The 14,414-nt window shown below is 34.3% G+C and carries 12 protein-coding genes and 3 pseudogenes; 2 read left to right on the top strand and 13 right to left on the bottom strand.

Annotated features, from left to right (window positions below; genetic code table 11):
• The first annotated feature begins 180 nt into the window (after positions 1-180).
• Complete coding sequence (gene trhA, locus JFU23_RS26600) at positions 181-837, top strand: PAQR family membrane homeostasis protein TrhA (RefSeq protein ID WP_002085872.1); 657 nt, start codon at positions 181-183, stop codon at positions 835-837.
• Positions 838-874: 37 nt separating this feature from the next.
• Here trhA and JFU23_RS26595 read toward each other — a convergent pair whose 3' ends face one another.
• The 5 genes from JFU23_RS26595 to JFU23_RS26575 form a co-directional block, all read right to left on the bottom strand.
• Entirely contained in the window at positions 875-1,594 is a 720-nt protein-coding gene (locus JFU23_RS26595) for a lysophospholipid acyltransferase family protein (RefSeq protein WP_002065190.1), read from the bottom strand.
• A 111-nt stretch (positions 1,595-1,705) separates the two neighbouring features.
• Entirely contained in the window at positions 1,706-2,341 is a 636-nt protein-coding gene (locus JFU23_RS26590) for an FMN-dependent NADH-azoreductase (protein ID WP_201033117.1), read from the bottom strand.
• A gap of 240 nt (positions 2,342-2,581) precedes the next feature.
• The gene (gene pbpC, locus JFU23_RS26585) at positions 2,582-4,567 is read right to left on the bottom strand and encodes a penicillin-binding protein 3 (protein WP_201033116.1); all 1,986 of its coding nucleotides are present in this window, start codon (positions 4,565-4,567) and stop codon (positions 2,582-2,584) included.
• Between the two features lie 154 nt (positions 4,568-4,721).
• Positions 4,722-5,210 carry a dihydrofolate reductase gene (locus JFU23_RS26580; RefSeq protein ID WP_002031690.1) on the bottom strand — a complete coding sequence of 163 codons (489 nt, stop codon included), beginning with the start codon at positions 5,208-5,210 and terminating at the stop codon, positions 4,722-4,724.
• Between the two features lie 19 nt (positions 5,211-5,229).
• Positions 5,230-6,186, bottom strand: a complete 957-nt coding sequence (locus JFU23_RS26575) for a thymidylate synthase (RefSeq protein ID WP_002065184.1) — start codon at positions 6,184-6,186, stop codon at positions 5,230-5,232.
• Between the two features lie 198 nt (positions 6,187-6,384).
• Between JFU23_RS26575 and JFU23_RS26570 the strand changes: the two genes are divergently transcribed.
• Positions 6,385-7,842 (top strand): serine hydrolase, encoded by a 1,458-nt coding sequence (locus JFU23_RS26570; protein WP_201033115.1) that lies wholly within the window; start codon positions 6,385-6,387, stop codon positions 7,840-7,842.
• A 51-nt stretch (positions 7,843-7,893) separates the two neighbouring features.
• Here JFU23_RS26570 and JFU23_RS26565 read toward each other — a convergent pair whose 3' ends face one another.
• From JFU23_RS26565 to JFU23_RS26535, 8 genes and pseudogenes are all read right to left on the bottom strand, one after another.
• Positions 7,894-9,003, bottom strand: coding sequence for an alpha/beta hydrolase (locus JFU23_RS26565; protein WP_201033114.1), 1,110 nt, complete (start codon positions 9,001-9,003; stop codon positions 7,894-7,896).
• 111 nt (positions 9,004-9,114) lie between these two features.
• A pseudogene (locus tag JFU23_RS26560) lies at positions 9,115-9,995 on the bottom strand (AraC family transcriptional regulator).
• 139 nt (positions 9,996-10,134) lie between these two features.
• Positions 10,135-10,993, bottom strand: a pseudogene (locus tag JFU23_RS26555) (aminoglycoside phosphotransferase family protein).
• Positions 10,994-11,004: 11 nt separating this feature from the next.
• A pseudogene (locus JFU23_RS31370) lies at positions 11,005-11,153 on the bottom strand (VOC family protein); the annotation flags it as partial.
• A gap of 43 nt (positions 11,154-11,196) precedes the next feature.
• Complete coding sequence (locus tag JFU23_RS26550) at positions 11,197-11,832, bottom strand: HAD family hydrolase (RefSeq protein ID WP_201033113.1); 636 nt, start codon at positions 11,830-11,832, stop codon at positions 11,197-11,199.
• A gap of 156 nt (positions 11,833-11,988) precedes the next feature.
• Positions 11,989-13,146 (bottom strand): RNA-guided endonuclease InsQ/TnpB family protein, encoded by a 1,158-nt coding sequence (locus JFU23_RS26545; RefSeq protein ID WP_201033112.1) that lies wholly within the window; start codon positions 13,144-13,146, stop codon positions 11,989-11,991.
• On the bottom strand, positions 13,143-13,409 hold the full coding sequence (locus JFU23_RS30290) for a hypothetical protein (protein ID WP_201062928.1): 267 nt from the start codon (positions 13,407-13,409) through the stop codon (positions 13,143-13,145). Before JFU23_RS30290 ends, JFU23_RS26545 begins: the two co-directional genes overlap by 4 nt.
• A gap of 142 nt (positions 13,410-13,551) precedes the next feature.
• A complete protein-coding gene (locus JFU23_RS26535; RefSeq protein ID WP_002031682.1) occupies positions 13,552-14,139 on the bottom strand; it encodes a YpjP family protein in 588 nt (195 codons plus the stop codon).
• Positions 14,140-14,414 lie beyond the last annotated feature (275 nt).

Raw genomic sequence — 14,414 nt, 5'->3', positions numbered from 1 at the left:
TGTCCTACTATTCCATAAGTTCATTTTGTCAAAAAATTTCGTAAACGTCAATGTATCCGTTGTCTTTTATCGAAAAAATTCGAAAATATAATCAATTGAATATCATTTTCTATTCCTTTTGTATATGATATGGTTAAGGAAAATATAACTTATCTCAATACAGTGAAAGGAATTAACATTATGACGCAAAAAATTAAAAGAATGACCCAATTTGTAAAAGAAGAAATTGCGAATGCAATTACCCATGGTATCGGTGCCATTTTAAGCATCCCTGCCTTAATCATATTAATTATTCATGCTTCCAAACATGGCACAGCATCTGCTGTTGTTGGTTTTACCGTTTATGGTGTAAGCATGTTCCTTCTATACTTATTTTCTACACTGCTACATAGTATCCATCATCCAAAAGTAGAAAAGTTATTTACCATTTTAGATCACTCCGCCATATATTTATTAATTGCCGGCACGTATACACCATTTCTACTCATTACACTGCGTGGCCCGCTCGGTTGGACTTTACTCGCAATTATTTGGACCCTTGCGATTGGTGGAATTATTTTCAAAATCTTCTTTGTTCGTCGCTTTATTAAAACATCAACATTATGTTATATCATTATGGGTTGGCTCATCATCGTTGCCATTAAACCCCTTTATGAAAATTTAACCGGTCACGGCTTCTCACTACTATTAATAGGCGGCATTTTGTATTCTGTCGGAGCTATATTCTTCCTTTGGGAAAAGCTTCCGTTCAATCATGCCATTTGGCATCTCTTCGTACTAGGCGGTAGTACAATGATGTTTTTCTGCGTACTGTTTTATGTCTTACCCGCAGCATAAAAAAAGTTTCAGCTTGTTTAAGCTGAAACTTTTTTTATTACTTATGTAATTGAGATGCAATAATATCTTTTGTATGCTGGGTTAACTCTTTAGCATCCATACTTGCATATTCTTCAGGTGTAATTGGCTTAGAAATCGTTACTGTTGCATGAGCTGGTTTCATACGATTTCCATTCGCTTCAAACATTTTATATGTACCATCTAACGTTACAGGTAAGATTGCTACACCAGATTTTACTGCTAGGTGAAAACTACCCGCTTTAAACTCTCCAATTTCGCCACCCTTACTTCTCGTTCCTTCAGGGAAAATTACGATAGAATGTCCATTCTTTAATAGTTCAATTCCATCTTTAATTGCCTTAAGAGATTGACGGCGATCGCTGCGGTCCATGAACACACAATTCATTAGTTCCATCCATGTTGGTACAACCGGAAACTTTTTAATTTCCGCTTTTGAAACGAATCCAATTGGCTTATTTAAGTAACCTAGTAAAACAGGAATATCCATATTACTTTGATGATTACTTACAACTAGCACCGGCTTGTCTTTTGGAACATTTTCAAGTCCCTTTACTTCTACAGTCGATCCAGTTACACCCACCATTTTCTTACCAAACCAGTTTGTTGTTTTATACACAACACTATCTTTTTCTTGCGGTGACATCGCATTTGCTTTTCTTTTTATACGCCACAACCTTGGTGTAATCGCAATTACGATTAAAATTAAATAAAAGATTTTAAAAAACGTTTGAATCATACAGAACCCCCACCTATTATCATTCCGACCTTCATTATACTAGACAAACGAAGGAAAAAGAAGAAAAAATGTCCAAACAACAAGTGTTTGGACATTTTGAAGTTTTCTATATTAGAAACGTTTTGCTAATTCGCGTGCATTTACAATTGCTGCTTCTTTAATGTCTTGTGCTTTTTCAGGATTTGCATTCATTCCTTCAACTGCAATATATTCAGTGTCTGATACACCCATGAATCCTAATACCGCATTTAAGTGATTGCGACCGAAGTCCATAGATGCGTATGCTCCTTCAGAGTAAACGCCGCCTGTAGCTTGAATATGAAGTGCTTTTTTGCCTTCTAGTAAGCCAACTGAACCATTTTCAGTATATTTGAATGTTTTACCTGCGATTGATAAGTTATCTAAGTATGCTTTCACTACTGCTGGGTAGCTGAAGTTCCACATTGGAGTCACGAATACATAACGATCTGCATGCATAAATGTTTCTAAGTTATTGTTCATTGCTGCAACTTTTTGTTGCTGATTTTCACTTAAAGTTTCGAATCCTTCGCCTGCTGCAAATTTCCCCCAAGCAGCGAATACGTCTGCATCGATTGCTGGTACAGTTGTATTGAATAAATCAATTGTTACAACTTCGTCTTGTGGATGTTCGTTTTTATACGCTTCGATGAAAGCTTCTCCTACTGCCATACCGAAAGAACCTTCTGCTGAATTTGGATTTGCTGTAATAAATAGTACTTTTGTCATTGTATTAGCTCCCTTTTACACATTTTATCTTTAATTTGAGATTTATATTTTAAAAGTAAATAACTTACCTTATGTAAGTATAATACAAAAAGTTATGTTTGATGTCAATAAAAAATAGCTACTTTTTTTCGTAAGTTAATGATTTATTTTGTTCCTTTAAAATTCAGTATATAGATATCTAGAATTCCTCATGCAAAAAGGCTATCTCTATACACTATAGAGATAGCCCTTTATTACATATTATTTTTGAAAAACATGTTTCACTTTTTCAGCTGGAATGTTACTTCCGCCTCTACCTTTTACATCTTCAATCATCATTGTAATGACCATATCTGGTGAATTTAAATCAAATGCAGCGAACCAGCCTAGTTCTTTTCCTTCGGCCTCTTTGGATACTTTTAATTCCGCTGTACCTGTTTTGCCAGCAAGAGTCATACCATCAATTTTAGCAATTTTTCCAGTACCATCTGGATCGTTAATTACTTTCGTTAAAGCCGTTTTCAATATATCTTGATTTTCTTTAGAAATCACGTTTTCTTTCCAAACTTTTGGTTGTTTATCTGTTTTAATAAGATACGGTGACGGAATCTTTCCATCATTTACAATCGGTGCATACGTTAAAGCTAAATGAAGAGGAGTCATTAAGACTTGTCCTTGTCCATATCCTGTATCTGCCATTTGAATATCATTTTTTATGCCATCATTTGCGATTTTAGAAGCTGGGAATCCGTATTCAATTGGTAATTTCTCATCGAATCCGAATTTTTTCGCCTCAGCCATAAATTTATCTTTTCCGATTTTCAAAGCTTCTTGTGCGAAATAAATATTATCCGAGTATTTCATCGCTTTATCAAAATCAATCGGATTTGCATCTTTTACACGCGTTACATAATAATTACCCCAAGAAGAATCTTTCGTCCATTTCAATCCTTCAATTTTCAACTCTTCTTTCGGATCGATTGTTTTCGTTTCAAGACCGATTGCAGCTGTAATTGGCTTAAATACAGAACCTGGTACCGATAATTGTGTAAATCGATTCGTCATCGGTTTTTTCGGGTCATTATTCCAAGCCTCGCGTTGTGCTTTTGATGTTCCTCGTGCAATTAAATTAGGATTATAAGCTGGACTACTTACAAGAGCAATTGTTTCTCCACTTTTCGGATTAATTGCCGCACTTGAACCAGCTTCTCCTTTCATTTCATTATACGTTTTTTCTTGAACAACACTATCGATAGTTAAAGTTACATTTTCTCCATCAACAGCATCTGTTTTCGCTAAATTTTTAATTTCTTTTCCCTGTGCATCTTCCATGAAGACACGGCCACCTTTTTTCCCGCGTAGCTGTTCTTCCAATACTTGCTCTAATCCAGCTTTACCAACTGGATCATCGGCTTGATAGCCTTTCTTTTGAAGCGTTTTTAAATCTTCTGCATTTACTTTTCCGATATAACCAGTAAGATGCGCTGCTGCTTCCCCTAACGGATATGTACGAACATTTACAGGTTTTGCTGCAACACCAGGTAAATCGATGTACGTATTTTGCGTTGCTCCCTCAGGCAAAATTCCAATTGGTACGAGATACCCTGGTTTTACCCATTTCGCAGCTAGTTTTTGATCAATCTCTTCTACAGACATATTTAACAACTTCGCTACTGCTTCTTTCGTTTGCGGAGCAGTTTCATCTAATTTTTCTGGAATAATTCCAATCTCAGAAGCTTTCCCATTCGTCGCAAGACCTTTTCCATTACGATCGTAAACTTCACCACGTTTTGGTTGTGTTGCCTGCATACGCACTTTACTATCTTTTGTCATGCCAGGGAAAATGAAATCAGGAGTCCAATCTATTTTCCAAGATTCTTTATCTCCATCTTTTTCTTTCACCATTTTTGCTTCATGGCCAAAAGAGATATTACCACCAACTGTATCCATACTTACTTTAAAAGGAACAGGACCTTCATCTTTTTTATCTTCTTTTACTTCTCCTGCTTCTACTTTTAAGTTTTTCACTTCAATGCCAGAATAAATTTTTTCATATTTCTCAGTGAACTCTTTCTTTGAAATATCTTTTTTTGCCTTTTCTGATAATTGATCATACATTTCTGCAAATTTTTGTTTATTCCATGCTTTTGTATATGTATCAAACGCTTCTTGTGGTTTTTCTTCTTTACCGCATCCAACTAACATGAACGTTAAGCAAAGAAAAAGAATCCCCCATATCTTTTTCAATCGATTCTCCTCCTCTTTCTATATGAATACTTTTGAAAATTTTAGCATTTTTACATGCTAGATTTCATTATAGCACTATTGAATATCATCTATAAACTTATATTAACGAATACAAATAAAAAGATTGATGTGAATTTCACATCAATCCTTCTTATTATTGTTGCTTCTCATACACATGATAATAGTACGTATACGGATTCTTTTCATCCGTTAAACCTTTTTCAACAAAAACTTCTTTCCAATTTGTCATATCCATTTCTGGGAAGAATGTATCTCCTTCAAATGCATGATGGATTTTTGTTATATATAACTTGTCTACGTAAGGTAAAAAGAGATCATAAATTTGTGCTCCGCCGAAAATAAAGATTTCCTCTTCATTTTTGCATAGTTCAAACACTTCTTCTACAGAATGTGCTACTTCACAACCTTCAACACGATACCCTTCATTACGTGTTACAATAATATTACGTCTTCCAGGCAGTGGTCTACCAATCGCTTCGTAGTTCTTTCTGCCCATAATAAGTGAATGGCCCATCGTTGTTTTCTTTACATACTGCAATTCACTTGGTAAACGCCAAGGTAAATTATTATCTTTGCCAATTACTCTATTCTCGTCCATTGCGACCATAAATGAAACAATCATTTTTTCATCTCCTCTACAATTATACTGCAACCGGTGCTTTAATTGCTGGGTGTGGATCATATCCTTCAATCGTTAAATCTTCCATTTCAAAATCAAACACAGATTTCACATCTGGATTTAATGTAAGTTTCGGGAATGGACGTGGTTCACGTGCCAATTGCTTTTCTACTTGTTCAAAATGATTCGTATAAATGTGTGCATCTCCAATTGTATGAACAAACTCTCCTACTTCAAGACCACATTCATGTGCTATTAAATGTGTTAGAAGTGAATAGCTTGCAATGTTAAATGGAATGCCAAGGAATATATCTCCACTTCTTTGATATAGCTGACAAGAAAGTTTGCCATCTGCTACATAAAACTGGAATAGCGTATGACAAGGCGGTAAAGCCATACTTGGTACATCTTCAGGATTCCAAGCAGACACAATTAGACGGCGTGAATCTGGTGTTTTCTTAATCATTTCAATTACATCTTTTAATTGATCAAGTGTCTCACCAGCTGTCGTTTTCCAAGCACGCCACTGCTTTCCGTATACGTCTCCTAAATATCCAAATTTCGTTGAGAATTCATCGTCTTCTAAAACGTTCTTTTTAAACAATTCCATTTGCTCATCGTATCGCTTCTTAAATTCCTCATCTTGTTGTGAGCGAAGACCGAAATCTGTCATATCAGGGCCAGTATACTCATCGCTTTCTACCCAGCTCTTAAACGCCCATTCATTCCAAATATTATTATTATGTTGCAATAAATAACGAATGTTTGTATCACCTTTCATAAACCAAAGCAGTTCACTTGCTACTAGGCGAAATGGCACTCTCTTTGTCGTTAATAAAGGAAATCCTTTACTTAGATCGAAACGCATTTGGTAACCAAATACAGATACAGTACCTGTCCCTGTACGATCTTCTTTCTTCGTACCGTGCTCCATTACATGACGGCATAAATTTAAGTATTCATATTCAGCATGTTTCATATGTAGGAAAACCTTCTTTCAATCTTATATGAAATTTATCATAACATGAAAAACAATAAATTTAATAATCTTGATAAATAAAAATTATTTCAGTAATTCTTACAAAATTATTAACTTTCCATATTTAAAAAGGTTTTCATTTTCTATTACCGAAAGTATAGTGCGGTAGGACAAAATTTATATTTGGAGGTTAGAAGTATGTCTAAAATTGAAACTCCTGTTATGACTTCGTTACAAACAACGGTTGAAAAAATGATGAAGGATTTAAACGTTCCTGGTGCTGCTGTAGCTGTTATAAAAGACGGTGAAGTTATTCTTTCAGAAGGTTTCGGATATCGAAATATAGAAACAAAAGAACCTGTTACACCGAGTACTCGGTTCGCAATTGGTTCCTCAACGAAAGCTTTTGGCACACTTTCATTAAGCTTATTAGCACAGCAAAAAAAGTTTAATTGGGATACTCCTGTCCAGTCTTATTTACCTAACTTCTCTTTATCTGAACTACTTGCTAGCTCACAAGTTACAGGACGAGATTTAGCTTCTCATCGAACTGGTGTAAGCCGTCATGAGGCTCTTTGGTATAGCTCTTCCTTATCTCGAAAAGACCTCGTTGAAAAAATAAGACATTTACCACTTGATGCACCGTTCCGGACTTCATTTCTATATAACAACTTAATGTATGCAACAATTAGTTATATTGTTGAAAACATTACAAATCAAACGTGGGAGCAATATGCTACAGAATATATTTTAGAACCTTTAAATATGAGACATACAAACTTCTCTGTTACAGATTCACAAACTACAAATGATTATGCTTTGCCTTACATTGAAAATGAAGATGAAATAAAAGAAGTTCCATTCCGTAACATCGATACAGTCGGCGCTGCTGGATGTATTAATTCTACAATTGAAGATATGGCAAATTGGGTACTTCTTCACTTAAACGAAGGAAAGTTTGGAGATCATGAATTAATCTCCTCTGAATTATTACAACAACTGTATACACCACATAATTCCATTCCAGATCAACCAGTTTTATCACTTCCTGAATCTCCATTAAATAGTTATGGGCTTGGTTGGTTTATTAGTGCTTATCGTGGTTATAAAATGGTTCATCATGGCGGTAATATCGATGGATTTTCAGCGTTTGTTTCATTTATGCCAAATGAAAATGTAGGTCTTGTTATATTAACGAATGCTGGAGGTACATTACTTCCTATTTATTTAGCAAACCAAATTTACGACGAGCTACTCGGATTAGAATCCATAGACTGGTATAAACGTGCTGTAGAAGATACTGAAAAAATGAAGGAAATGATGAAAGAGGCAACTGAAGCACTACCTGAAGCAACAAAAGGGACTAGCACTTCTCACACATTAGATGACTATACCGGAACTTTTGAGCACCCTGCTTATGGAACACTGAAAATATACAAACAAGATGATTCTTTACATGTACAATTTATGGAGATGGATATTCAATTAGGGCATCATCATTACGACATCTTCTCTGCAAAAGTTGATTTATTCCAAATGAAAATGAGTTTATTATTCGCTTATGAAATGAATGTGAGTGGTGAATTCCCATCTCTTCAATTGCATGTACCTGCAATGTTAAGTACCCAACCTCTTACATTTACTAAGATTGAATAGTTAATTTCATAGAGGGAAGCTTTCGCTTCCCTCTATTTTTCATCATTCTCCCTACTTTCCACTATGCTTTAATATAAAATTCCCCATTTCAATTGCTAAATCTTCACTTTGAGGATAAACACCTACGTTATCTCCATAAGCGTGCCCTAAACCTCGATAAAGGACTGTTTCGGTATCAACTCCTTTGTTAGTTAATTTAGCTGCATAAGCTAAGCATTCTATCATTAAAAAGTCATGCTCTCCTACCGTAATAAATGTACTTGGATAGTCTGGGGATACATCAACATATGGACTTAAATACTTAGAATCAATTTCTTTCGTACCCAGTACTTCTGACATACCTCCAACCATTGAATGCATAATATTAAGCATTTTTTCTAATCCTTTTTTATACTTTGGAGCAATTTCATATTTATCTATACTCCAAGAATAAAACTCATCTTCATAATCACACATATTAATTGTAGGATACAGTAGCAACTGTCCCTTCACGTACTTCCTACCATCTTCCAAATCTTTAGTTGTACAATACTGTGTTAAGTTCCCTCCTGCACTATCACCTGCCACAAAGATATTATTCTTATCACCGCCTAATGTGCCAGCATTCTCATAAATCCACTTTAAAGTAGTGTAACAATCTGTATGCCCAGTTGGAAAAGGATTTTCTGGAGCTAATCGATAATCCACAGAAACAGCTAGTATATCTGTTTTTTCCACTATCAATTTCACAAGTTCTTCTACTACATCTGGTGAACCTGCCATAAATCCTCCACCATGAATAAAATATAGAATTGGTGCATTCTCTTGTTTAGAACTACTATTATAAATTCTTATCGGAATATCAAATCCATCTCCAGCTTTCACAGTTTTATGCATAATATTAATGTCTTTAGTGACAATGGGAACACTTTTAATCGAATTAAATTGTTTCCGCATATTCTTTACTGATTTTTCAGAAGCATCCATTTTCATCATATTTTTAGGCATAAACCGCATTACATTCATTTGAACCTTCGTATCCTTATAAAGGCGTGGATCCATCGCTCCTTTTTCATCGCAATCCGGTATGTTTTTCACTAAAATTTTTGCTCCCTGTACATTGATGGTTTCTTGTTTTTCTTGCATTTTTTCTAATAAGTCTAAGTCATATTTTCTAGTCATCTAATATTTCTCCCCTCTAAATTCAAACGCTTTCATTATTCAGGATTATATAACTTCCCGTTTACTAAATAAAAATACGTTCCATGTACAAAATGTACCATGAACGTATTTTTATTGTTGTTCATATTTGATTCGATTATTGTCATTTTTTGATATGATATTTTTCCTATACTGTAATGGTGTATATCCGTATTTTTCTTTAAACTGTGAAATAAATGATTTTACATTTGGAAATCCGTGCTTTACTGCTATATCTTGTATAGAATTTGTACTATTAATAATATCTTCATAAGCTTTATAGAGCCTGTATCTCGTTAAAAAAGTGGTAAAATTTGATCCGAACGATTTTTTGAACATACGTGAAAAATGTTCTTCACTTACAAAAAAATGTTTAGCTACATCTTTCAGTTTAAGTTCTTCATCATAATGTTTATAAATATACGTAATCATTTCTTTCTGTTTATTTCCAAGTTGATAATTATTGTCTATGCTCTCTCCATCTTTGCAATATCGCAATAGAATATAAACAATTTCATAAATTAAACTATTAATTTTTATGTAACTTAAATCATCAGAATTTGTGACTAACTCCTTTAATTCATAAAATATTTGCTGGAGGTTAGTTTTCTGAACAACTGATTCTTTTATATTAAATCTATATTTATCAAAATCTCCATTTACCTCTTTAAGAAATTCATAAGAAATAATTAACATCATTACTGCACAACTTGTATTTTCAACTTTTTCGAATTCATGAACATCTCCACTATTCACAAAAATAAATTCGCCAGCGGATACTTTCTTTTTTGCCCATTCACATACAAGAAAACTTCTCCAAATGCGACTAGGCTAATTTCAATACTTCTATGCCAGTGAGGAGGAATATAATAGTGAAAACCAGTAGGTAACATTGTGTCCTCTATATATTCAACCATTCCTGGAATTCTATCACGTAATTTTATTTCTTCATATTTACCTTGCCTGATTTTCAATAGTCCACCCCCTTTTTATATTATAAAGTAGACGTCAAGGTTTTCATTCCTTCATAAAAAACTACATATATAGTATGTAAAGAGACCGTCTCATGAGTTATTTACAAATAGCAGGTGTGAGATTTCCCACCTGCTATCCTTATTTTTTATTCATCATTTCACTATCAAACCAGATTGGCTTTGATAATTCAAAGTTTTTATGATCCTCTAAAACTATAGTAAGACGTTCTAACGTATCATCTAACATATGCGGTGCTGCTCGTAAGGACCAGACAACTGATGAGAAAACTGTCATGCCAACGTACACCGCATATAATTTCCAGAACTCCTCTGGTATTCTCCCATTAAAGTATCCTTCTATTTGTCCGATTGAATATGGAATACTAATGTCCCTTGCAAATAGTGCTATTTTTACGAAATCATGAAGTGGGTCGCCCCAGTCGTAGCCATTAAAATCAACAACACCTACATATTTCGCATCACGTACAATTATATTTTCTAAATGAAAATCATCGTGTTGAAATCGATTTGGGCGGTTCTTTAAATATTTTTCATTTTCATCTATAAACTTTATGATTTCATCATCATTTTTAATTTGTATTCCGCATGTTTTATATGCCTCTACATATTTTTGATGTTTTTTCATTGCTCTTTCATACCATGGGAGTATATCCTTAGGAGCTTCATGTGTATGCATTTTTGCTAAGTCTTTTCCTGCTGCTATACCAATATCATATTGTTCTCTTGGCGTATATGTAGGCAATAGCTTCTTAGCATCTTCTCCTTCTAAATATGAAAAAATACTATAACATAAATCTTCTTCCTCCAATATACCGAGTTCAATTGGTCTTTGAGCCTGTCCGTAATAAATATTTTTTATCATCACTAGTCGTAATAATATATTTTTTATCAGGTGAGAAACCTTTAGAGATTTCTTCAATATTTGCAGCATCTTTTACTATTTGTATATTGTTTTTCCACGTTGTAATTATCTTCATGTCTATTCTCCTTACATTTCTGTATTCGGTGTATACGCACCCTCTACAATAAAGCCCTTCGGGTTATAAAAGTCTATTGTATAGTAACATCCGAATAATGATTCATTTCAATTGGACCACGTATAACCTTCACCTTATTGCCAGTAAGAAACTTTGCTACCCAAAATTCAATATGATGAATACCTGCTCAAAGTTTATTTATATTAAGAATGTGCCGCCTGTACTACTTGCACAATTTCCCCTGGCGTATTAACCATATAATCTGGCGCGTCTCCTTTTACTGTCTCAATTACGTCATACCCCCACGAAACCCAAATGACATTCACACCAGCTTTTTTACAAGCTACAATATCACGTTGTTCATCACCGACATACAACATATCTTGTTCTGTTAGCTTTTTCGACTTTAAAAATCTTTTAATCATTTTATCTTTACCAAACAAATTTTTAGAACAATACACTTCTTGAATATTTTCTATGCCATTACTATGTAAAAATGCCCTAATATGCTCTTCTGAGTTCGAAGATATAACCGCAATCCCGTAGCCTTTTTTATGTAATTCATCTAATACATCCTTCATCCCATGGAATAAAACGAGATCTTTTATGGCAGGCTGATATAATTTATAAAACTCCAGCGCTAATATCGGTAGTTTATACAGTGGTACATCGAGTTGCTTACATCTCTCTGGCATCGTTAATTTACGTAAATACTCAATTTCTTCTTCCCTTACCGTTTTATATCCGTGCTTTTCAGCAAGTTGATTATAAATCGGTACAAATATATTTTGTGAATCTACTAATGTGCCATCAAAGTCAAAAACAATGTATTTTTGCATTCCCCTACTGCTACTAAAAATATAGACAAATGTACATTCTTAGAGTATTCCTGCTTCTACGTGTCCTGTCTCGCCACTAACTCGCTACTACAGTTTGCTGTAACACTCCACAGGCGTAAATTCCGATGTAGCCCACCGTACATATATACAATTTATTTACGTTAGTATTGTATATTTTTTTGCTTGTAAAAGATTGATCGCTGCGTTCAAATCTCTATCCATAACATTGCCACATTCACATTCATAAACTCGGTCAGATAGTTTTAAATCTGCTTTTTTTTTGCTACAACATGAGCACAACTTTGACGAGGGATAAAACCGGTCTACTTGACGTAATTCAATTCCATATTCCTCACATTTAGTCAAAAGCCACGTTTTAAAAGCATAAAAAGACTGCTTGGCAATTGTTTTAGATAGATGTTTATTCTTTAGCATACCTTTCACATTCAAATCTTCCACTGTAATAAACGTTGGCTTGGTTTTCACCACAGCATTTACAACAGACTTTACATACGCTAATCGAATATTTGCTAGCCTGGCATGTAGTTTTTGCACCCTAAGAATATTTTTATCTATATTCGCTCTTTTGTTAGTAGTAGATTGTTCACCTCTCTTTTTTATATTTTCAAATTTATGTGATAAAGAGCGTTGTTCACGTTTTAACCGTTTTTCTATCTTTTTTACTTGTACTGTTTTATTTATATTTTTGTGAATTTTCCCATCGCTACGTACAGCGAAATCCTTCACCCCTAAGTCAATCCCTAAACCTGTTGAATTAAGCGTTGGCTTCGCTTTTGTTTCATGCAATTCGCAAAGCACAGATACAAAGTATCTTCCTGCTCTTTTACCTATCGTTCCGCTTTTTACAACCGCATCTTTTGGGATATATCCATACTCTTTTAATCTCATCCATCCAATCGTAGGGGTTTTTACTCTATGTCTTTCCACTGTCCAATCTGTTTTATTGTTTTTAGGGAAATAACATTTTACATCTTCATTTTTCTTTTTCTTGAAGCGTGGAAACTTAGACAAACCGTTAAAAAACTTCTTAAAAGCTTTATCTCCATTCATAATGGCTTGTTTTACCGCTTTACTTGATACTTCTTTTATCCACTGGTCGCACTCTTTTGTATGAATGTTGTTTAGCCATTTAGAAAATTCATAGCCACTAAGAAACTTCCCCTCGGATTCATATATCTCTTTATTTTTAGATAGATATAGATTATAAACATACCTGCACACTCCAATCGTTTGATGGATCTTGGTTATTTGTTCATTTGTCGGTTTAATCTCTATTAGATATGCTTTTTTCATAGCTCTTCATCCTCCGACATTTTCTTTTTGTATTCCCTCAATCCATATATACTACGACTACATACATGAATGATAGATATCAAATACTGAGCAAGTTCTTCTTGTGGAGACAACTTTTCATTAGTAACAATGATAACTTCGACTCCCATCTTATGAAGAAACCTCTCAAACCGGGCGTAACCAAAACGAACAAACCTATCTTCGTGTGCGATGATGATGGTTGAAACATTTCTCTCCATGCAGTCATCAAGCTTATATTTCACTACGTATGTCCACTTTTCCCTATGTTTTCACTTACTGTTGTTTCCTCCCTTTTCTTCTTTTTTCCTAAACATATGTTATTCAACAACATAAATGTCGTATCCTTTCATTAAGAAAAAAAGAACAAGATTTCTCTCGTTCTTTTTAAGACAACCATTTCGGCGGTACATTCGTATTCCAATAAATATTTCCTAACTCATGGTGTCCTGAATATCCATCATCAAAACGATGATAGTGGAAATTAAAATAATATCCATCTTGCGGTGGATGATCTCTCCTCACATGAAATCGCAGTAAGTCATTTCCTGATTTCGTGTCATAAACATGAAAAATCTTTTCATTATTTCCGCCAGCCGGTCTTTGAGAAATCGCTAATGATTGCAAAGATTCTTCTGGCACATCATTTGCAAGTTCCGCAATTGCCTCTTCAATTTTAGGTAATACAACATCTTTAAATTCATCTTCAATTACAGGCCCAATTTTAGAGCCGAATTTTTGCATAGATTGCTTCTCTGCTTCTTGCATCGCATAGTTAACAAAAGTATCGGTGGTTAACCTATCATTTGTTTCTTCATATGTATAGGACGTACTCTCCAAATTTTGTTGCCCAGCTGTGCTCGTAGGCTTGTCCGCAGCTTTGGCATTATCAAGTAATATGGAAGGAGGCGTCACTAAACCAAACGTAAATACGGTAATTAATGCGACTAAGGTTTTTCTAAACCAATTTGGCATTTATGTTCCCTCCCCTTTCACTCATTATATTTTATATAACGGTTGTTTCTTCTATTATACAAAATGATTGTAATTTTTGCACTTTACAATTTTGTTAACGTTCACATATTTTTCACTTGAATATGAAATTGTAAGATTTCATACACTATAAATACAACAACAATGAGGGGGCAATCAGATGACTTTAGATGTCGTGTACTCCGCCGCAAGCATACTCCTTTTAGTATATTTTATTTACCAGTGTGTTACAGACTAGAAAAAGAGCCGCTTCCAGC

It is taken from the genome of Bacillus sp. TH50, from assembly GCF_016650565.1.
In the GTDB taxonomy this organism is placed as follows: Bacteria; Bacillota; Bacilli; order Bacillales; family Bacillaceae_G; genus Bacillus_A; species Bacillus_A mycoides.
The sequence above is the reverse complement of the archived record's forward strand: the minus strand, read 5'-3'. Positions and strand labels throughout refer to the sequence as shown.